At 46.5% G+C, this 19,823-nt stretch carries 21 protein-coding genes and 1 pseudogene; all 22 read right to left on the minus strand.

Annotated elements, in window-relative coordinates; all coding sequences use genetic code 11:
- Window positions 1-515 precede the first annotated feature (515 nt).
- The 22 genes and pseudogenes from L0M14_RS14595 to mtrB all read right to left on the minus strand — a co-directional run bounded on the left by L0M14_RS14595 (window position 516) and on the right by mtrB (window position 19,753).
- On the minus strand, window positions 516-1,604 hold the full coding sequence (locus L0M14_RS14595) for a prephenate dehydrogenase (RefSeq protein ID WP_235122728.1): 1,089 nt from the start codon (window positions 1,602-1,604) through the stop codon (window positions 516-518).
- Window positions 1,605-1,627: 23 nt separating this feature from the next.
- Window positions 1,628-2,728 carry a histidinol-phosphate transaminase gene (hisC, locus tag L0M14_RS14600; protein WP_235122729.1) on the minus strand — a complete coding sequence of 367 codons (1,101 nt, stop codon included), beginning with the start codon at window positions 2,726-2,728 and terminating at the stop codon, window positions 1,628-1,630.
- Window positions 2,729-2,744: 16 nt separating this feature from the next.
- Window positions 2,745-3,563, minus strand: coding sequence for a tryptophan synthase subunit alpha (trpA, locus tag L0M14_RS14605; protein WP_235122730.1), 819 nt, complete (start codon window positions 3,561-3,563; stop codon window positions 2,745-2,747).
- A 2-nt stretch (window positions 3,564-3,565) separates the two neighbouring features.
- Window positions 3,566-4,762 carry a tryptophan synthase subunit beta gene (trpB, locus tag L0M14_RS14610; RefSeq protein ID WP_235122731.1) on the minus strand — a complete coding sequence of 399 codons (1,197 nt, stop codon included), beginning with the start codon at window positions 4,760-4,762 and terminating at the stop codon, window positions 3,566-3,568.
- The gene (locus tag L0M14_RS14615) at window positions 4,759-5,457 is read right to left on the minus strand and encodes a phosphoribosylanthranilate isomerase (protein WP_235122732.1); all 699 of its coding nucleotides are present in this window, start codon (window positions 5,455-5,457) and stop codon (window positions 4,759-4,761) included. Before L0M14_RS14615 ends, trpB begins: the two co-directional genes overlap by 4 nt.
- Window positions 5,458-5,476: 19 nt before the next feature.
- Window positions 5,477-6,277, minus strand: a complete 801-nt coding sequence (trpC, locus tag L0M14_RS14620) for an indole-3-glycerol phosphate synthase TrpC (protein WP_235122733.1) — start codon at window positions 6,275-6,277, stop codon at window positions 5,477-5,479.
- A complete protein-coding gene (trpD, locus tag L0M14_RS14625) occupies window positions 6,264-7,307 on the minus strand; it encodes an anthranilate phosphoribosyltransferase (protein ID WP_235122734.1) in 1,044 nt (347 codons plus the stop codon). The genes trpC and trpD overlap by 14 nt, the downstream gene beginning before the upstream one ends.
- 28 nt (window positions 7,308-7,335) lie before the next feature.
- Window positions 7,336-8,883 (minus strand): anthranilate synthase component I, encoded by a 1,548-nt coding sequence (gene trpE, locus L0M14_RS14630; protein ID WP_235122912.1) that lies wholly within the window; start codon window positions 8,881-8,883, stop codon window positions 7,336-7,338.
- A gap of 343 nt (window positions 8,884-9,226) precedes the next feature.
- Entirely contained in the window at window positions 9,227-9,607 is a 381-nt protein-coding gene (aroH, locus tag L0M14_RS14635; RefSeq protein WP_235122735.1) for a chorismate mutase, read from the minus strand.
- A gap of 3 nt (window positions 9,608-9,610) precedes the next feature.
- A pseudogene (gene aroB / locus L0M14_RS14640) lies at window positions 9,611-10,706 on the minus strand (3-dehydroquinate synthase).
- A 2-nt stretch (window positions 10,707-10,708) separates the two neighbouring features.
- Window positions 10,709-11,872 carry a chorismate synthase gene (gene aroC, locus L0M14_RS14645; RefSeq protein ID WP_235122736.1) on the minus strand — a complete coding sequence of 388 codons (1,164 nt, stop codon included), beginning with the start codon at window positions 11,870-11,872 and terminating at the stop codon, window positions 10,709-10,711.
- 247 nt (window positions 11,873-12,119) lie between these two features.
- Window positions 12,120-12,284 carry a hypothetical protein gene (locus L0M14_RS14650; protein ID WP_235122737.1) on the minus strand — a complete coding sequence of 55 codons (165 nt, stop codon included), beginning with the start codon at window positions 12,282-12,284 and terminating at the stop codon, window positions 12,120-12,122.
- Between the two features lie 86 nt (window positions 12,285-12,370).
- On the minus strand, window positions 12,371-13,150 hold the full coding sequence (locus L0M14_RS14655) for a CheR family methyltransferase (RefSeq protein WP_235122738.1): 780 nt from the start codon (window positions 13,148-13,150) through the stop codon (window positions 12,371-12,373).
- A 167-nt stretch (window positions 13,151-13,317) separates the two neighbouring features.
- Window positions 13,318-13,761, minus strand: coding sequence for a nucleoside-diphosphate kinase (gene ndk / locus L0M14_RS14660; RefSeq protein ID WP_235122739.1), 444 nt, complete (start codon window positions 13,759-13,761; stop codon window positions 13,318-13,320).
- 98 nt (window positions 13,762-13,859) lie between these two features.
- On the minus strand, window positions 13,860-14,837 hold the full coding sequence (locus L0M14_RS14665; RefSeq protein WP_235122740.1) for a polyprenyl synthetase family protein: 978 nt from the start codon (window positions 14,835-14,837) through the stop codon (window positions 13,860-13,862).
- Window positions 14,834-15,700: a menaquinone biosynthetic enzyme MqnA/MqnD family protein gene (locus L0M14_RS14670; protein WP_235122741.1), complete on the minus strand. Its 867-nt coding sequence runs from the start codon at window positions 15,698-15,700 to the stop codon at window positions 14,834-14,836. The genes L0M14_RS14665 and L0M14_RS14670 overlap by 4 nt, the downstream gene beginning before the upstream one ends.
- Entirely contained in the window at window positions 15,687-16,292 is a 606-nt protein-coding gene (locus L0M14_RS14675; protein ID WP_235122742.1) for a UbiX family flavin prenyltransferase, read from the minus strand. The genes L0M14_RS14670 and L0M14_RS14675 overlap by 14 nt, the downstream gene beginning before the upstream one ends.
- Window positions 16,289-17,164 (minus strand): UbiA-like polyprenyltransferase, encoded by an 876-nt coding sequence (locus tag L0M14_RS14680; RefSeq protein ID WP_235122743.1) that lies wholly within the window; start codon window positions 17,162-17,164, stop codon window positions 16,289-16,291. Before L0M14_RS14680 ends, L0M14_RS14675 begins: the two co-directional genes overlap by 4 nt.
- A gap of 5 nt (window positions 17,165-17,169) precedes the next feature.
- Window positions 17,170-17,895, minus strand: a complete 726-nt coding sequence (locus tag L0M14_RS14685) for a demethylmenaquinone methyltransferase (protein ID WP_235122744.1) — start codon at window positions 17,893-17,895, stop codon at window positions 17,170-17,172.
- Between the two features lie 13 nt (window positions 17,896-17,908).
- Window positions 17,909-18,772, minus strand: a complete 864-nt coding sequence (locus tag L0M14_RS14690) for a heptaprenyl diphosphate synthase component 1 (protein WP_235122745.1) — start codon at window positions 18,770-18,772, stop codon at window positions 17,909-17,911.
- Between the two features lie 102 nt (window positions 18,773-18,874).
- Entirely contained in the window at window positions 18,875-19,408 is a 534-nt protein-coding gene (locus tag L0M14_RS14695; RefSeq protein ID WP_235122746.1) for a hypothetical protein, read from the minus strand.
- A gap of 117 nt (window positions 19,409-19,525) precedes the next feature.
- On the minus strand, window positions 19,526-19,753 hold the full coding sequence (gene mtrB / locus L0M14_RS14700; protein WP_235122747.1) for a trp RNA-binding attenuation protein MtrB: 228 nt from the start codon (window positions 19,751-19,753) through the stop codon (window positions 19,526-19,528).
- Window positions 19,754-19,823: the final 70 nt, after the last annotated feature.

Genomic DNA, 19,823 nt, shown 5'->3' on the forward strand with positions numbered 1-19,823 from the left:
CTTATTTCGACAATAATATGTAAAATGTTCGTGAACAGATCTTTCTATTGTATGCTTTGCATGACAGCCCGTCTTTTCATTGTATCAAGCAATTTATTAAAATATGGCTATTTAGACAAAAAAAAACCGCCAAATTGGCGGCTGCACTTATGGTGCGATTATCGGATAAGGAGTGGAGAGAAACCATACTGTACTTTTATTATATGTATCCGTTTTCATTATGTCAATACTTTTTTTGAAAACGGATTCAACAATTATTTGATGTGAGATAAACGGCTTACTCCGTCCTTTAATGACGAGTACGTTTATAAAACATATAAGCCGAATTATGGAGTGAAACTTATAAATTCTTATATGTCAAGGATAAACGAACTTCGTCGTCCTTAAAGGACGAGCGCGTTTATCAAGGTTGATGCGAAGCAAAAGTATAAAACTTATACTTTCTTATCTACTAAAAAAGACCGGGTCCCCTTCTCCTATTTATCATAGAAAAGGTCACCCAGTCTTTACTTCTGTTAAATTCGAACTGTATAGTTGATTTTCAACAATTCTGCGGCCCTATCCGCATCCTCTTGATTACGGAAAGATAATCTTAGCACTCCAGGAACATCTTCTCTGCTTTCAATGATCTGGATGTTGCTTAAATTAATCCTCTGATTACCAAGCAAGGTCGTAATTTGACCTATGATGCCAGGGTGGTCAGGAATATCTACATAAATATCATATAAGGACGTTATCATACCTTTTCGACGCTCGGGCAGTTGCCCCCGAAACTCTCCGGCTATGCGGAACTGATCGGCGATCCCATCTCCATCATTGTTATTCAGCAAGTCAACAAAACGATCAATTTCTACATTCCAATCTCGGAGCAACCGCAAGAGTACATCCCGATTGTTCAATAAAATGTCCCGCCAGATTGTCGGCTCACTAGAAGCAATACGTGTAATATCGCGGAATCCGCCGGCAGCTAGATTCTGATAAAGAGGGTTCGATTCGTTATATCCTCGAACTTGATTCACTAAAGCTACTGCAATGATATGCGGCAGATGGCTGATCGCGCCCACAATATCGTCATGCTCTTTGGCCTCAACCTGAACGATTTGCGCCTTCGTAATCTTCAGCAGGTCTGTTAACCTATCTACGACTTCTTGAGGTGTCCCAAGCGCCGGTGTAAGCACATAAAATGCATTCTCAAACAAGTGAGATGAAGCGGCTTCTACCCCATGCCTCTCAGAGCCTGCCATAGGATGGCCCCCAATGAAATAAACGCCTTCTAAGGCAAGTTTTGACGCGCATTCAGTCACTGATGCCTTCGTGCTGCCAACATCCGTAATCACACAGCCTGGTTTAAGAGGAAGCTTGGATAGCTGCAGCAAGTAGTCTTCGAGCATTCCCACTGGCACACAGAGGAATATATAATCTGCGCCCTCAACAGCTTCTTGCATGGAAGTTGTCGCCATATCCACAACATTCCGTTTGAGCAGCTTCTCTACTGACTTGGGATTGGGCGAATGACCGACTACGGTGTAGCCCGGTTTTCCTTTGTAGCACAAGGCAATCGAACCGCCGATCAGCCCTACGCCGAATATCGCAATTTTTATCATCAAATCAACCTTTAACGTGTTTATTATGCTTGTACTGCTGTCTCAGCTAGAACTTGAGTTAATGCAGCAATGAATTTTTCATTTTGCTCGCTGCTGCCGATTGTCACACGAATTGATGTCGGGAAGTCCAATTGATGTCCACCGCGCACAATAATCCCCTTGCGCAGTAAACCTTCAAATACTGCTGCTGCAGGGCGGCCAACATCCACCATCACAAAGTTGCCATGTGCTGGGAACGCCGTTAAACCAAGCTTGGCAAACTGCTCCGTCAAGTAGGCCAATCCGGCAGAATTGGCAGTTCGGCATTTTTCAATAAATTTATTGTCTTGAATCGCCGCGATGGCAGCTGCTTGAGCCATGCGAGTCGTATTAAAAGGTTCGCGAACTTGATTAATCGTGCGAATGACCGAAGGATGACCGACGCCGTATCCAATCCGTAAAGATGCCAATCCGTAAATCTTGGAGAAAGTGCGAAGAGAAATCACATTCTCATACTGCTTGATCAATTCAATACTGTCAGGATACTCACCTGTTGTGTTGTATTCACAGTAGGCCTCGTCAAGCACAACAAGCACGTTTGAAGGTACTTTGGATAAGAAAGCTTTAATTTCCTCATCCGTATTCATAGTTCCTGTAGGATTGTTTGGATTACAAATCCATACGATCTTCGTACGGTCAGTAATCGCCGCTAACATAGCATCAAGATCATGTGTACCATGATTCAAAGGCACCTCAATGCAGTTGGCCCCTTCAATCTCACAGTTATGCTTGTATTGCGGAAACGTATGCTTCGCCATCACCGTGTCGTCCCCTGGGACTAGATACGCTCTGGCGAGCATCAAAATAACTTCATCCGAACCTGCTCCGAAAATAAGTTGGTTCGTCTCTACACCAAGATACTTGGCAACGGCGGATGTTAAATCAACAGCTCCGCCATCAGGATATAGGCTGATATTAGCCAGCTCGGCTTCGATTGCCGCTTTCACCTTTGGCGAGCTGCCGAAAGGATTTTCATTAGACGCGAGCTTAATAATTTCAGAAAGACCCAGCTCTCTTTTTACTTCCTCAATAGGCTTGCCAGGCTGGTAGACTGGTAAATGAACGATCGATTGTTTAGGTTGCATAGGTTCAGGTCACCTCTTATTGAATTGTCGTACCTTTTAATTGTCCCACAAACTTGCGTATTTGCAAGAGTCCTTCAGGATGTGCGCTATCTGCCTGTAAATGGTGCAGCACTTCCTCAATCGTTCTTACGATGGCACTGCCCACTACGACTCCGTCACACTGTTTTTCAAAGCGCTCCACTTGCTCACGGTTGGAAATACCAAATCCCACGACAATAGGCACCTGAGCCGCTTCACGAACGGTCGATAAGAATTCATCGATCCCTCCGAAAAATTCTGAACGAACGCCAGTGACACCGAGTGACGAAACGCAATATACGAAGCCCTTAGCACCTGCTGCTATTCGCTTGACACGTTCATTTGATGTCGGTGCAACAAGCGGAATGAGATGGATTCCGTAACGCTCTGCAACCTCTCTTGTCTCACTGTCTTCTTCCAGCGGCAGGTCCGGAATAATGGCTCCGCTAATTTCATTCTCCTGCATGAGCTTAAAGATTTTATCAAGTCCAATTTGGAGGACGGGATTGTAATAAGTAAACAAAATAAACGGAAGCTTGGAGCCACGTTTACGCGCTTTATTGGCAACTTCAATCACATCATAAACAGAAATGCGGCGCTGCAGGGCGCGCTCGGAAGAACGTTGAATGACGGGGCCGTCCGCAAGCGGATCCGAATAAGGCACACCTAGCTCGATTAGATCCGCACCGGCTTGCTCCATCTCAAGAATCAATTCGACTGAAGCATCCAGCGATGGGTCTCCAATGGTCAAAAAGGGAATTAAAGCTGTTTCGCCGCGCTCCTTCAACTCAGCAAATCGTTGATCAATACGGTTCATGCTTATTCTCTCCCCTCACCCAAATAACCCATAATGGCTTCTACGTCTTTATCTCCGCGACCGGACAGGCTGACGACGATAATTTGATCTTTATCCATGGTTGGCGCAACCTTCACAACCTGCGCGATGGCATGTGCGCTCTCGAGAGCTGGTATGATCCCTTCCGTACGGCTAAGGAGCTGCAATCCGTCAAGTGCTTCCTGATCGGTAATAGGGAAATACTGAGCGCGCTCGATATCCTTCAGATATGCGTGCTCGGGACCAATCCCCGGATAGTCCAGACCTGCAGAAATAGAATGTGCAGGCTGTACTTGACCGAATTCATCTTGCAGCAGGTAGCTCATCGACCCTTGAAACACTCCAGGAGTTCCCATCGTCATCGTAGCTGCATGCTCATCCGTATCGACACCGCGACCGGCTGCCTCAACACCTATAAGCTTTACATCCGTATCGTTAACAAACGGATAGAATATCCCCATCGCGTTGCTGCCGCCTCCTACACATGCGATTACAGCATCCGGCAGACGTCCTTCCGTTTCCAAAATTTGCTCGCGGGATTCGTCGCCGATGACACGTTGAAAATCACGAACCATCATAGGATAAGGATGCGGTCCGGTTACCGAACCAAGAATATAGTAGGTATCTTGAACATGACTAACCCAATATCGAAGGGTTTCGTTACATGCATCCTTCAGTGTTCTTGTACCGGATGTTACCGGAATGACCTCAGACCCGAGCAGCTTCATCCGGAATACATTGAGCTGTTGGCGCTTGGTATCCTCTTCACCCATGAATACCTTGCACTCCAAACCGAGCAGAGCAGCCACAGTTGCCGAAGCCACGCCATGCTGTCCGGCGCCCGTCTCTGCAATGACTTTCTTTTTGCCCATTCGTTTGGCAAGCACAGCTTGTCCAATCGTATTATTGATTTTATGAGCTCCGGTATGATTCAGATCCTCCCGCTTGAGATAAATCTTTGCTCCGCCGAGCTTCTCTGTCAGCCGTTCTGCATAATACAAAGGGGTCGGGCGCCCCGAGTATTGCTTTTGCAGATAACGAACTTCTTCTATAAATTCAGGATCATCCTTATATCGTTGGTAAGCTTCTTCCAGCTCGATGAGCGCATTCATCAGCGTCTCCGGCACGTAACGGCCCCCGAACTTTCCAAACCTGCCTTGAGCGTCAGGTATTTGCGTCACTTACGGGTCACCCTTTCTACAAATGCAGTAATTTTAGCTATATCTTTGACACCGCTGGTCTCTACACCACTGGAAACGTCTACTCCATCAGGTGAATAGACCGATGTTAACTGATCGACATTATCCGGTTGAAGGCCTCCCGCTACTAAAAGACGTACGCCGCTCCTGCGCGCCCATTCTTGATAAACAGGAATACAATCCCATGCGAAAGTCTTTCCGGAGCCGCCGCCGTACACAGGATCAAACGTATCCAACAGAATGGCATCAACCGCCTCTTTAAAAGGGTCCAGCTGTGCTGCAACCATCTCCGGGGTTGGCACTGATTCAGATGTTTTCGAAATGGATACGGATTTAAACACTTGTACCTGAAAATGCTCGCGAACCCACCTGCAAAAATCAGGCGTTTCTTTGCTGTGCAGTTGAATCACATCAAGCTTCGCCACAGCCATGATTCGCTCCAGCTCATCATTCGTCGGATTTACAAAAACGCCCACCGTTAGGGGCGTCTTAAGTCCGGCAGCAGCTTCTGACTGCAAATAAGCAATCAGCTCGCCCGCCTTCTCCGGCGTGATCTGGCGCTTGCTGGGAGCAAAAACAAAACCGATATGATCTATCGGCAAATGTACGATTGATTTTATCACTTCAACGCTTTGTAGTCCACAAATTTTTATGGTGGGGACTGCCTGCAATGCCATGATTGTCCGCCTCTTTTCCTTACTTTTTGCCGCTGAATTTCTCGCCCATCAAGTCGTATACCGCTTGCTCTACAACAGGCTGACGCATGAAATGCTCACCGATAAGTACGGCATGGGAACCGATTTGTTCCAGATAAGTCATATCAGCCTTCGAAGAGATACCACTCTCACTTACCACCGTTTTCCCCTTGGGAATCATACTGATTAGTTCCTCTGTTGTATGTAAATCCGTCACAAACGTTTTTAGGTTACGGTTGTTAATACCTATAAGCTGTGTATCCAGCTCCAACGCTCTTTCTAATTCTTCCCGATTATGAACCTCGACCAGCGCGTCTAGTCCCAAATCGGAAGCAAGCGCCAAGAATTCTTTCATCTTCGAAGTAGTTAAGATGGCCGCAATCAAGAGGATCGCATCCGCTCCGATCATCCGAGCTTCATATATTTGCTTAACATCAATTGTAAAATCTTTACGCAGCAGCGGCACGTTAACAGCCTTACGCACCGCGCTTAAATAGTCGTTGCTGCCTTGGAAATAATCTACATCAGTAAGTACCGAGATGCAGTCCGCGCCGGCGCGCTCATAGGCTTGTGCTAATGCGACTGGCTCAAAGTCCGATCGAATGAGCCCTTTTGAAGGGGAAGCTTTCTTCACTTCTGCGATTAGACCCATCGAGCGGTTTCTTCGCTCAGTCAGTGCCTTTTCAAACCCCAAGCAGGGGGGAAGCGAAGCGATCTCCTTCTCTGCATGAGAAATCGAGAAGGTCATCTTCATTGCTTCTACTTCCGCTTGTTTAGTCGCGACAATTTTATCTAGAAACATGGCTAAATTCTCCCGTAAATTGAATGTATTCGTTCAGCTTCTGTGCCGCTCTGCCCGAATCGATCGAGTCGGCCGCAAGCTTAACACCTTGCTGCAGAGTGCCGCAATGTCCAGTCACATAGAAGCAAGCAGCAGCGTTAGCCAGCACAATGTCTCGGTGAGCGCCTCTTTCTCCGGCATAAATGTTACGGATAATCTCGGCGTTTAGATGTGCATCGCCGCCCGCTACATCCTTGATGCTGTGAGCACGCAGTCCCAAGTCATCTGGTGTAATGAGATAGGTTGTGATGGTATCGTCTTTCAGCTCGGTCACTTTAGTAGGAGCCGATATGCTGAATTCGTCCAAGCCATCCTCGCTGGCAACGACGAGAGCACGTTTCAAGCCCAGGTTCTTCAGCGCCTCTGCAATCAGCTCTGTTTTCGTACTGTCAAATACGCCAAGCACTTGGCGATCGGCACCAGCCGGATTCGTTAAAGGACCAAGCAGATTGAATACGGTACGGAAACCAAGCTCTCTACGAGGAGCTGCAACATGCTTCATCGACTGATGATAAGCCTGAGCAAACATGAAGCAAATTCCGATTCGATCCAAGACTTCAGCCGCTTGTTCACCGCTAATAGAAATATTAACGCCCAGTGCTTCCAAAACGTCCGCGCTTCCACTCTTGCTTGACATCGCTCTGTTTCCATGTTTAGCAACACGTATTCCGCCTGCTGCCGCAACAAAAGCGGCCGCTGTCGAGATATTAAACGTATCCGCGCCATCTCCACCGGTACCGCATGTATCGAGCAAATTGGATTGAGATACTCGCACCGAAACGGCCTTGCTCCTCATACATTCGGCGAAGCCCGTAATCTCCTCTAGTGTTTCCCCTTTGATCCGCAGCGCCGTAAGGAGGCTGCCAATTTGAGCTGGCGAAGCTTCTCCTTCCATAATGCACGACATGATACTCCGCGCTTCTTCACGGTTCAAATGGCCGCCGCCGATGACCTTTGCTATCGCGCCTTGAATCGTCATTTGCTCGCTCATACATCCGTTCCCCTTTCTCCCCAACCTTCTACGAATTGACAAAGTAATCTTTATTAATATCGCTTACCGGCTTCGGCACCGGACTAAACATCGCTTCCGCCATGCGTATCGCTTTGAGCAGCGCTTTGGCTTTATTCACCGTTTCATCGAATTCATTCTCCGGTACGGAATCCCATACGATTCCTGCACCCGCCTGGACGTAAGCTTTGCCATTCTTGAAGATAATCGTACGAATCGTAATGCACGTATCCAGATTACCGGAGAAGCCCAGGTAGCCGATGGCACCCGCGTAAGCTCCTCTCGATTCAGGCTCCAGCTCTGCAATGATTTCCATGGCTCTCAGCTTCGGAGCACCTGAAACCGTGCCAGCAGGCATACATGAAAGGAAGGCATCGTAGAAGTCTTTATTGGCTGCTATTTTACCAGACACATTGGATACGATGTGCATGACATGAGAGTAACGCTCAATATCCATAAAAGTGTCGCATTTTACTGTACCAAACTCCGACACACGTCCGAGGTCATTTCGTCCGAGATCAACCAGCATAAGATGCTCTGCACGTTCTTTCTCGTCTGCCAGCAGTTCTTTTTCCAAAGCCAGATCCTCTTCCGGAGTCCTGCCTCTTGGCCGTGTACCCGCAATCGGTCTAGTTTCTACTTTATCTTCCTCAACACGCACCAGCAGCTCAGGTGATGTTCCAACGATGACTTCATCATCCATTTTGAGAACGTACATATAGGGGGATGGGTTCATCGTACGAAGGACTCGGTACACTTGAAGCGGCGATACCGCTGTTTCTATTTCAAAACGTTGAGAAAGCACGACTTGGAAAATGTCGCCAGCCCGGATGTATTCCTTGGCTTTCTCGACATTGGCAATATACTTATCTTTCGTAATATTTGAACGGATTTCACCAAGTTCCGGCTCTTCCTTGATCGGATTATGCGTCATGGTATCAAAGCTAAGCGGTCGCTTGATCTTTTCAATCGTAGCATCTATCTTCGCGCAGGTTGCATGATAAGCTTCAACAATGTCGGCATCTGTTGCGAAGTTAGGTACATGCACGTTGGCGATAACCTTAATCTGCTGTTTAAAATGATCGAATACGATCACTTGATCACAAAACATAAACTGGATATCGTTCATTTGCAGATCATCAATTTGATGAGCCGGAAGCTTTTCATAGTATTGAAGCAGATCATATCCGAAAAACCCAACAGCTCCACCTGTGAAACGAGGAAGATCCGGAATCTGAGGACTGGAATAGGAACGAAGGTAGGCTTTCAATATTTCAACCGGTCTTTCTTCGGAAACTATCGTTTCCCTTGCCGTCTCCACTTCCGTTTTACCGTGCTTGGCGCGAATCATCAGGAAAGGATCACTCCCGATAAAGGAATATCTCGCCCATTTCACACCGCCTTCTACGCTCTCCAGTAGGAATGCGCGACGTTCTGCATACAGATGTTGAAACACACGAATCGGCGTTTCCGTGTCGGCCAGCAGGTTGCGAACGACAGGGATCAAATTATAATCTTTGGCAAGTCGAATCACTTCTTGGATTTCCGGTGTGTACATCATCGAACTCCCCTTCCAACAGGCTCCTCACTAAGGAGACTCATTCGTTTTTAAGTCAAGCTTTACGATGGAGGAACCATCATATCCCATTTAGTTTGGGTCCGTTTTGAATGGAATATAATAAAAAAACCTCTACCGAAGTAGAGGTGTTAGGTTTAAGTTGAAGGGTAGTATGAAATGAATAAAGAAGATGTGTCTGCATATGTAAAATGGCAACCTAAATAGGCATGCTCCACCATATGCTCGTAAACACTCTGCTTTCTCAACTCAACTGTTCTCTGCTCAACTATACTAACTCTAGGCTCTACTCACTACTTACTCATCTATAAACACTATACTACCGCTATTGCGGATTTGTCAAATTCACTATGTCAGGTCGCAGCGCTTGGGCTGCTTTTAAATAGATGTGGTTTATCTCGGATTGGCTCTTTGTTGTGTTCACTTGAACCATTAAACGGATGCATTTCGGCAAACTATTCTCTACAGGCACTTCCAGCGCGCACATCAGTGGCACAAGCTCCCAACCGCTCATCGTACGAATTGCACGAGCCGGGAATGTTGCCGTTAGGTCTTGGGTTACTGTGATAAACACATAACTAATATCTTCGGGTCTGCAATCATTAGCAGCTATGATGGCATGAAGCAGTTCGGATGTTGCAGATAGTATCTCTTGTTCTTCATTATGCTCTACTGTTGTGGCACCGCGAATTCCCCTTGCGAACATAGATTAGCTCTCCCCTTTGAGTTGGTTCACAATATCCCTAACCTGACTGACTTGTACGTCCTTGCGGATTTCAACTTTACCAATCTCCGTAGGCACGATATAAACCATAGTCCCTTCCTGGAACTTCTTATCATGCATCATAGCGCTCATAATACTGTCCGTATCCAAGTGAGCAGGAATGGCAACCGGCAAACCAAATTTCACAAATAAATTCCGAGTGACCGTATGGATATCCTCACTGTAGCCGAATTGCTGCGCCAGCTTAGCTGCACCGACCATTCCGATTGAGATGGCTTCCCCATGCAGCAGCTCGCCATAGCCAGCGACTGCTTCCAAAGCATGGCCAATGGTATGGCCCAGATTTAGAATAGCACGGAGATCATTTTCTCTCTCATCCTGCGAAACGACGATCGATTTCACTTTGCACCCTTGATAAAGCGCATACTCCAACGCATCCGTATCCAGGCTGAGCAGCTTCTCGGCGTTATCGTCGCACCACTGCGTAAATTCAGCGTCCCAGATCAAGCCGTGCTTGATTACTTCGGACAAGCCCGCTTTCACTTGGCGAAGCGGAAGGGTCAGCAGCGTATCGATGTCGAAGAGGACCAGCTCAGGCTGATGAAACGCCCCGATGATGTTCTTTGCCATCGGGTGATTGACCGCTACCTTGCCTCCGACACTGCTGTCGTGGGCAAGGATCGTCGTCGGGATCTGCACGAAGCGGATCCCGCGCATGAAGCTCGCCGCCGCAAAGCCGGCGAGGTCGCCTACTACGCCTCCTCCAGGGGCGACGATCGCAGATTTGCGATCGAGGCCCGCCTGGAGGGCGGCAGAGGACGATTCCCTCGAGCTGCGCGAGGGATTTGGAGGTTTCGCCTGCGGGCACGACGCAGGCTGTAGCGGCGAAGCCGCCTTCGCCGAGCAGCGTCATCATGCGCTCCAGATGGCGCGAAGCCACTTCATCGTCGGTAACGACGAGAAGTGGCGACTTGCGGCTGATGGCGTGCTTGTCGAAGAGGGCGGCAATGTCGTTCAGTACGCCTTGACCGATGTAAATCGGATAAGAACGCTCTCCCAAATCAACTGTGAGTTCTCTCATAATTAGTAGCTCTCCACTTGAGCCAGGAAGTTGGTAAGGTTCGCACGAATTTCTTCAATGGAATCTCCGCCGAACTTATCCAGGAAGGCATTCGCTACTTCCCATGCCACCACATTTTCCATAATAACGCCTGCAGCAGGAACTGCACACGTATCGGAACGTTCAACTTGCGCTGTGAAAACTTCCTTAGTATCAATATCTACGCTTTGCAGCGGTTTGTATAACGTTGAGATCGGCTTCATAACACCGCGAACGATAATCTGTTCCCCTGTTGTCATTCCGCCTTCAAATCCGCCAGCACGGTTGGTTGCACGTCGGAAACCGCCTTCTTGGGTGTACAAGATTTCATCGTGCACATTCGAGCCTCTGCGCTCGGCTGCTTCAAAGCCAATTCCAAATTCCACGCCCTTAAATGCTTGAATGGACAGAACGGCTTGAGCAATCTTTCCATCTAATTTACGATCCCATTGAACGTGGCTGCCAAGACCGACAGGAACACCTTCAATAATGACTTCCACGATACCTCCAAGAGTATCTCCATCTTCCTTCGCAGCATCGATAGCTGCGATCATCTTCGCTTCTGCATCTTTGTCAACCACACGAACCGGCGACTCTTCGGTTACCCGAATCAGTTCGTCGATCGGCAGTTCTTGACGCTGAGCTTCAACATCTCCAATGCGGATAACTTGTCCAGCAACTTTAATACCGAATTCGGCAAGCAGTTGTCTGGCTACTGCACCGGTAGCAACTCGCATCGTTGTCTCACGGGCGCTGGAGCGCTCCAAAATGTTGCGAAGATCTTTCTGATTGTATTTCAGACCGCCGTTGAGATCAGCATGTCCAGGACGCGGGCGATTCACGCGGCGCTTCACTTCGTTATCACCTTCAACCGGTTCAATGCCCATCACAGTCGTCCAGTGCTTCCAATCATTATTTTCGACGACAAGCGCGATTGGCGCTCCTGTTGTCTTACCATGGCGAACGCCGCCGACGATATTAGCCGTGTCTTTCTCAATTTGCATCCGTCGACCGCGGCCGTAGCCTTTTTGACGTCTATGTAATTGAAAATTCAACTCATCAAAATTTAGTGTCACATTGCTTGGAAATCCTTCAATAATAGCGGTAAGCTGCGGGCCATGCGTTTCTCCTGCAGTTAAGTATCTCATATCCGTTCCCCCCTGAGCGATTTTCATCGAATCTCTTGCCTCGCAAGCATTCGCCAATTTCTGCCTCTACCTTACGCGAAAGCAGAGCGCTTTAGCGCTTTGACGCGTAATTATCTTTTGTCATTATAGTATAGGTCTACCAGTTTGGCAACCGAATATACCTGTGCCTGCTAAATAAAAAACACGCCCTGTCAAGAGTTCAAGCTCTCCTGATAGAACGTGCTTTTCATATGCATAGAACCATTTCTTAGCCGTGCATCGGTTGATTGTGAATAACGCGAGGCGCTTCCGCCATCTGCGGGTCATTCATTAAGCCCATAATCTGCATGGAATCAATTCCGAGGATTTGTGCACATTCCTGAATCGAAATCATGCCTCTGCGATACGCGGTGATTACTTTCCTCTTGTCCATCAATACCCTCCTAAGAACAATCAGCTGCATCTATTATTCTTAGTATAGGAATTATTGGCAAATCTTATACAACTTCAAGAAGACTATTATCCTTTTTTCCGGTAAAAAAACGTGTCAGCAGGCTCAAAATCGTACTGTCCTGGCGAAAATATTTGTTCGGTAGAGCCTACAAACAACAGTCCACCCGGCTTAAGCGCTTTAGAAAACTTTTGGTACAAGATATGCTTTGCTTCTTCCGTGAAGTAGATGATAACATTTCGGCAAACAATAAGATCAAATCCGGTATCAAACGTATCAACAAGCAGGTTTTGCTTCTGAAACTTGACCGCGCGTTTCAATTCATCGGACACATGGTACAACACCTGGTCCTGACGAAAATACTTTTTGACGTATTTGTCCGGAACATCCCTTAGAGAACGGTCCAGGTAGACGCCTTTACGCGCCTTCTCCAATGCGCCATCATCAATATCGGTTGCTTGCAGATGCGTATCAGCTAATGCTCCTTGCTCTGCTAAGATCATAGCTAGTGTATACGGCTCTTCGCCTGTTGAACAAGCTGCGCTCCATACTTTAAGCCGCCGGTTGTTGCGGAGCATTTCCGGAATAAACCTCTGTTCCACAAGCTCCCAACGGTTCGGGTTCCGCCAAAACTCAGATACATTGATCGTCATTCTATCTAAAAATTCATAAAACATTTCTTTGTCCTTCATCATGGCATCAAAGAAAGAAACAAAGGTGTGATAACCTCGCTTCATACGCAAAGTCGTTAATCGCCGCTTCATCTGCGCTTCTTTGTATTGTGCTAAATCAATGGCTGTGAAGTCCTTTACTTTCTTTATAAATAACGCGAAATCTTGATCTTCCATGATGTACACCTGCCTTGGCATTTTGCTATGTGCTTATTTCTTGAATGTGTAGCGAAATTCCTGCATGAGACGACAGAACATTACAAAAATCATCGTACCTGCACGCAAAATCAGCCCCCTGCCAGGGCAGAGGGCTGTAATATCACTACTATGAGCGAAACAGTCAGCTAGATCCATTTCTCGATCACTTTGCTGTATCGACAAAGCTCCGCTTCCGTAAAAAAGTTTTTTATTTCACGCTCGGCGCTAGCAGGTGAATCCGAGCCGTGTATCAAGTTTAAATTCGTATGTACAGCAAAATCCCCGCGAATGGTGCCCGGCATTGCCTCCAGAGAATTTGTCTTCCCGATCATAGTCCGAGACAGTGCAATGACCTGCTCGCCTTCCCATACCATGGCAAATACAGGACCTGAAGTAATAAACGTTACCAATCTTTCAAAAAAGTCTTTACCCTTATGCTCTGCATAATGATATTCGGCTTGCTCTCTCGTCATCACAAGCAGCTTGCATCCAATCAGTTGAAAACCTTTTTGCTCAAAGCGTTTTACGATCTCACCAATCAGACCGCGCTGAACACCATCAGGTTTTACCATTAAGAATGTTTGTTCCATGTTTCTTTCGCCTCCGAGACCGTAGTGTACTGTTCTTTAATGTATTATCAGTGTACACTTCTTGGAAGCTTTTCTCAAATTTATTGCGGGATAGAAGATTAATAAGTTCTGTCGCCGATAAATCGCGCGACCTCGATCAGGTCTTTCTTCGCTTGTCTATCAGGCAGATCATCTAAAGCGGTCAGCGCCTTATTTAAATACTTTTGCGAAAGCTCCTCTGCCTGCACAATACCTTCACTGCCCCGAATAAGATCAATAAACCTACTGACATCCGTTTGACCGTCCAGCTGTTGAATGCGCTCCAGTTCGCCTAACAACTGCGGCCTCAAAACTGGATTTTTCAACGCATAGATGACCGGAATGGTAATATTACCTTGCTTAATATCGCTTCCAGGCGGTTTACCGATTTGTTTTTCTGTTCCCGTTAAGTCGAGCACATCATCACGGATCTGAAACACCATACCGATATTGTAGCCAAATGCATACAGCCTGTTGCAGATCCAATCCGGCGCATCTGCCGCCATAGCGCCTAATTGACAGCTAATCGCAATCAGTAAAGCGGTCTTCCTGCGAATCCGCAGCAAATAATCCCGAATCGTTTGCTCATGGTCATAGAAGAACCGGATCTGCTCCATTTCTCCAATGGACATTTCGACGATAGCCTTTGACATGACTTGATGAACAGCCTGCTTAGGAATCTGTGTGATAACACTAAGTGCCTTTGCAAAAATGTAGTCACCTGTGTACATCGCTATACGGTTATCCCATTTGGAGCGCACCGTCAGCTGACCTCGTCTTGTATTCGCATCATCAATTACGTCGTCATGAACCAAGGATGCCATATGTATAAGTTCCAACGGAACTGCAATATGCTTCATCGTTTGCAGCTTGTATTCTCCGAATTCGCCCGCCAACAGCACAAAAACGGGCCGAATTCTTTTGCCGCCTGCTTTAAGCAAGTGCAAAGAAGCTTCTTTCAGCATAGAGTGATCCGTGTAGATGCTTTCTTCCAGCTCGCGTTCGATCGCTGCTATATCCTTTTTCTTTCTTGCATAAATATCCAAAAGGTTCTTCATTCTGTCACCTGATCTTTTACTTTCTCTGACCAAATCTCAATTTGGGATCTGCACGGCAGTAGACCTAGCTCAAAGCAATATTGGTAATACAATTGCAAGCCCTGCCATTGTTCAGGACCAAAATCATAGCATAACGCATGAAAATAATGATGCCAATAAGCTTCCGTGCCTCCTACAACGCTTTGCGCTTCCCTAATCATTTCGTCAGGCTGTCGATGCGCCTTGCATTTGCTTTTGACAAAAGCCTCAAATACTCGTGTAACCAAATCCGGATAACGTTCCGCCGTATCCTTGCGAATCGCCCAAACGGCAAAGGTCATCCATTGACCGGTCCATTTCGCCCATTCTTGCCCAAGATCAGTAATCATATACTTGCTGCTGCGCCAGCTCTCACGAATCGCGTCATCTCCGATAAGCAAGGCTCCGTCTGCATCAGCCATCATCAGATCGAGTTCGGGAGATGCGTATTCATATTCAGGATTACCTTCATAAAACTTCTCCAGGATAATCTTCAGCAGATTCACCGAGGTTGCTGAAGTTGTCGGCAGCTTAATCCGTCCGTGCGCGATATCACTTAGAGGCTTGTCGTGAAACAGCAGGATGGAATTCACATTGCCATAAGCACTTACAGACAGGTCCGGATAAAGTAAATATTCACCAAAATTCTGACCGTAGGCAAATGACGATATTGGCCCCATGTCAATCTCACCGGCAGCCATCGCTTTATTCAGCGAGGATGGGACCTGCTCGATGATATCTAAATCTCTATCGGCCATCATCTCTGGAAAATAATAAAATATCGGCCATACATTGGTGTAATTAATACGGCCAATGCGGATTTTTTTACCATCACGATCCCTCATGGTTTTCTCCCCATCTTTGAAATAAGGAATGCTCAACCTCCATGCTGTCCAACACTTTACCCACCAAGAAGTCAACCATTTCATCAATCGAACGCGGCAATGTATAAAATGCAGGCATAGCTGGGAGCATACGCACACCCATTCTGGACAATGTCAGCATATTCTCAAGATGAATCGAGTGCAAAGGAGTTTCCCTAGGTACCAAAATGAGCTTTCTTCCCTCTTTCAGCATCACATCGGCAGCACGTTCCAGCAAATTATCCGATGAGCCGTGAGCAAGCCCCGATAAGGTTCCCATGGAACAAGGAACGACAACCATTCCTTGAGTGCGGAATGAGCCGCTAGCGACCGAAGCTCCTATATCCGAAATCGGATGATACTCAAAGGTTCCCGGATACTTTCCGAATCTCTCCTGAAGGGTCTCTTTACGCTTGCTGCTATTCCACTGCAGTTCATCATGCAAGACTCTCCACCCTGCTTCAGTTATGATCAGATGGACACTCAAGCCCTGCTCCAACAGCACTTCGCACAGCCTCACCCCATAGACTGCGCCGCTAGCTCCGGTAATCCCTACAATCCAATTACCGCTCATGTACGGTGTATAAAGAAAATATCCAGCAATGTAAAAGCAAACACCACGATGCTAAGGACACCGTTCATCGTGAAAAATGCCGTATTCAGCTTGGACAAGTCAGTCGGGGAAACTAGCCTGTGTTCTTTGTAAAGCAAGACATAAGCGATCACAAGACCCACAAGATATAACCAACTTAAATGAGTCATAAAGAACAGAGTAACGAGTCCGACGGCCGTTAGCACATGCAGAACTCGCGCTGTCATTAATGCAGCTTTAATGCCAAATCGGCTAGGTAATGAATGAAGACCCTCTTGCTTATCAAATTCTGCATCCTGACAGGCATAAATCAAATCGAAACCTGCGCTCCAGCACACGACTGTTAAATAAAAAATGATGGATGACCAAGTAAACTGACCGGTTACGGCTACCCAACCGCCAAGAGGCGCAAGCCCTAGCGTAATACCCAGGAAAAAATGGCATGTCCAAGTGAAGCGCTTGGTATACGAGTAAAACACAAGAAAAAACACTGCGATTGGCAGTAGTTTCATGGCTAGCGAGCTTAGATTGTAAGTTGCCCAAAACAAGAGAAGAAACGAAAGTATGATATAAATAATGACCTGACGAATCGAAATCAATCCGGCTGGAATGGCACGATTAGATGTCCGAGGATTCTTCTTATCAATGACATGATCAATGACCCGGTTGAGTGCCATTGCAGCTGTTCTGGCCCCAACCATCGCTAAAGTGATCCATAAAATCTGCATCCAGCTTGGTAAATGGCCTGTAAGAACAACCGAACCCAAGATAGCCCCCATAAAGGCAAAGGGCAGAGCAAAGATGGAATGCTCAAATTTAATCATTTCCAAAAATATTTTTAATTTAGTAAACATCGCTATTACACTCCCGATTTAGTTTTCCCCTTGGTGCCTATGTGCAGTGCCGCAATACCGCCAGTCAACGGATAAGCTTCTACATTTTGCAAGCCCTGTTTGGCGAAAATAGCGGCCAGCTGTTTGTGATCGGGAAAATGAATCAATGATTCCGGCAGCCACTTGTACTGCTCGTAGCTCTTCGCGATCAGCTTGCCCATGAAAGGAAGCACCCGCTGAAAGTAAAAATAATAAATGGATTTGAAAGGCTCCCAAGTAGGCTTTGACAATTCCAGAGACACAACAAGTCCTCCAGGCTTCACCACTCGCTGCATTTCGCGGATAACCTGCTCCAAATCAGGTACATTGCGCAGCGCAAACCCGATTGTCGCATAATCAAAGGTGTTATCTTCAAACGGCAGGCTCATGGCATTTCCTCGTATGAGACGAATCTGCTTGTCCAAATCAAGCTGTTTGATTTTTTCCGCGCCAAAGTCCAGCATATGCTGACTAAAATCAAGCCCTACCATCTCACCGCTACCGCTGGCTTGCGCGAGACTGATCGTCCAATCGCATGTTCCGCAGCAAATATCGATGGCTGTAGAGCCCGGCTTAACCTTCATCTTGTTCATGGTAAATTTGCGCCATGCCTTATGGCGGCGAAAGCTAAGAATATTATTCATCATATCGTATTTTGGCGCGATCCGTTCAAATACGGAATGAACAAATTCCTCTTTTGATTTTGTAGCCATCTGTCATTTCACCTCATATGTCTTCAAGCACTTTGGGTTTAGACAAAAATCGAAGAAACGGTTCAGCAATGTGAAACAGTTCACTTACGAGTTTATCGGAATCCAACTGCCCGATCTTGTTATGTAACTGCTTGATATGCGTCTCGAGCATTTGATAAAGCAGTGACGAAATGTGGTACTTATGCATGAGTGTCCGAATTTTGGCATGATCAGGCTCGTCTGCATGTAATTGCTTGCGTTCTTCCTTCGTACCATGCTGAAGAATGTGCCAGAAGCCCCAGCTTCCATGAAGGTTAGACGCGGATTCAATTCGAAATATTTCTTCAAACAGCACTTCACATTTGGAGTAGGCTTGCAAAATTTCCGGCCATGTTTGATCATACACCTCAGCCATAACTTCTGAAAAAGCCAAAAACAGCTGAGATTTGATTTCCACGGTTTGATGGAGATAATCCTCTGCCGTTACTTTGAGCTGCTTCATTTTCGTATATAAACTCATTTTCATCCGGTTTACATCACAAATAGCTCCAGCCAGCTGCTTAATCATATCGATCTGTCCTGCTTGCGATAGCAGGTGATAGAAGCGTGAACTAAAATAATCACCGGCTAATACTTGAAGCTGTCTCGACCGCGCCGCTTTCTTCTCTTTCTGTTCATTGCTGGGAGTTACCTGATCATGCGTGTCCAAGCCTAACTGAACAAGCGACGCTGCTAAGCTGTATAATTCGCTTGATGTATGATATTTGGTGCTGCCGCTTAGGAATGCAAACAACAAACGTGTGCGGAGCTCAGGAAATTCAGGTAAGTCCGTATGATTCTGAATCATGTCATACTCCGTATATTGTTTGGCCATTTCTGGGATTCGAAAAGAGTTCATGCAAAAGCCTCCGATACCGTATGCAGTTGTGTCTTTATGTTTTCATCCAAGTAATTATATCATAACCCGCTTTGAGAAGCACAATGAAATTATATACGATTCTTAGAGCGGATATCTCTGCTGCCATCTTGTTGTATAGGTAAGCCGAAAGCGATCGATCAGCTGCCTCTCCAATTGTACCTGAGTCAGCTCGCTCGCCTTCTCCTTTAAGTCTTTCCCGTGTTCACGATCCGCAACCATCGCAAGCACCAGTTGGGCCGAAGAGCTGTCTGCTGAGCCGGCATAGTCCATGACCCTTACCATTACCTGATTCACATTCTTGGTTTTTGCATTCATCGTTTGTGCAATTGTATATAAATCACGGTAAACGGTTGCAGCATCAGCATTCTTTGGAAGACTAAGATCTATAAATAAGATCGAATCGCTTAATTCAACCTTCCGAATTCGAAGCTGTAAAGGAACTTGTACGAGTAAATCGACCAAGTTATCACTCGTTAATTGAGCCGATCTTCCTGTCGACCAAGCTTGACTAGAAGGGGCTCCTGCATATTGATCCAACTTTGGCAGCAAGGACAAACCGCCCGCCACAGCAGCGGACACGAACGCTGTAATTACTATACGAGCCGTCCAATTCACTGTACAAAAACACCTCCCACGAGTTTCGCTGATTCGAAACTGTAAACTGCATGCTAAGCAAAAGGCTTATACACCATTGTACAATGAGAAAAGGCAGGCTATGCCTGCCTCGTTAAATTATTCTTCTGTATCCACCGTACCAAATTTCGTCATGATGATCGCTTTGCCTCTAACCTTCACAGCTGAGGTATGCTCAGTAAACTGAGCAATCATCACCTCTCCCTTGTCTAGCTTTTCCGTATGGTGAAACCGAGTATCCTGACCTCTGGTCAAGCCGATCACATGAACGCCGTTGTCCTTCGCTTTAATGATAAAGAAATCATTGTTATTTCCATTACCTTCCATAATAAGAAACCCTCCGTTCTCATGCTTAAAGCATAACTAGGTTCTATGATGCAGAAAATAAAAGCGGAAG

This window comes from Paenibacillus hexagrammi (assembly GCF_021513275.1).
GTDB lineage: Bacteria > Bacillota > Bacilli > Paenibacillales > NBRC-103111 > Paenibacillus_E > Paenibacillus_E hexagrammi.

Bases quoted from the DNA above. Each gene is read 5' to 3' on its own strand.
- L0M14_RS14670 (WP_235122741.1), bottom strand. From the start codon at position 15,700: ATGAGGGATCGTGATGGTAAAAAAATCCGCATTGGCCGTATTAATTAC.
- L0M14_RS14685 (WP_235122744.1), bottom strand. From the start codon at position 17,895: ATGGCTACAAAATCAAAAGAGGAATTTGTTCATTCCGTATTTGAACGG.
- hisC (WP_235122729.1), bottom strand. From the start codon at position 2,728: ATGCAACCTAAACAATCGATCGTTCATTTACCAGTCTACCAGCCTGGC.
- L0M14_RS14675 (WP_235122742.1), bottom strand. From the start codon at position 16,292: ATGAGCGGTAATTGGATTGTAGGGATTACCGGAGCTAGCGGCGCAGTC.
- trpC (WP_235122733.1), bottom strand. From the start codon at position 6,277: ATGTTTCTAGATAAAATTGTCGCGACTAAACAAGCGGAAGTAGAAGCA.
- L0M14_RS14690 (WP_235122745.1), bottom strand. From the start codon at position 18,772: ATGAACTCTTTTCGAATCCCAGAAATGGCCAAACAATATACGGAGTAT.
- mtrB (WP_235122747.1), bottom strand. From the start codon at position 19,753: ATGGAAGGTAATGGAAATAACAATGATTTCTTTATCATTAAAGCGAAG.
- trpE (WP_235122912.1), bottom strand. From the start codon at position 8,883: ATGTACACACCGGAAATCCAAGAAGTGATTCGACTTGCCAAAGATTAT.
- L0M14_RS14655 (WP_235122738.1), bottom strand. From the start codon at position 13,150: ATGGAAGATCAAGATTTCGCGTTATTTATAAAGAAAGTAAAGGACTTC.
- trpA (WP_235122730.1), bottom strand. From the start codon at position 3,563: ATGAACCGTATTGATCAACGATTTGCTGAGTTGAAGGAGCGCGGCGAA.
- L0M14_RS14595 (WP_235122728.1), bottom strand. From the start codon at position 1,604: ATGATAAAAATTGCGATATTCGGCGTAGGGCTGATCGGCGGTTCGATT.
- aroC (WP_235122736.1), bottom strand. From the start codon at position 11,872: ATGAGATACTTAACTGCAGGAGAAACGCATGGCCCGCAGCTTACCGCT.
- L0M14_RS14615 (WP_235122732.1), bottom strand. From the start codon at position 5,457: ATGGCATTGCAGGCAGTCCCCACCATAAAAATTTGTGGACTACAAAGC.
- ndk (WP_235122739.1), bottom strand. From the start codon at position 13,761: ATGGAACAAACATTCTTAATGGTAAAACCTGATGGTGTTCAGCGCGGT.
- trpD (WP_235122734.1), bottom strand. From the start codon at position 7,307: ATGAGCGAGCAAATGACGATTCAAGGCGCGATAGCAAAGGTCATCGGC.
- L0M14_RS14680 (WP_235122743.1), bottom strand. From the start codon at position 17,164: ATGTTTACTAAATTAAAAATATTTTTGGAAATGATTAAATTTGAGCAT.
- L0M14_RS14650 (WP_235122737.1), bottom strand. From the start codon at position 12,284: ATGGACAAGAGGAAAGTAATCACCGCGTATCGCAGAGGCATGATTTCG.
- aroH (WP_235122735.1), bottom strand. From the start codon at position 9,607: ATGTTCGCAAGGGGAATTCGCGGTGCCACAACAGTAGAGCATAATGAA.
- L0M14_RS14665 (WP_235122740.1), bottom strand. From the start codon at position 14,837: ATGAAGAACCTTTTGGATATTTATGCAAGAAAGAAAAAGGATATAGCA.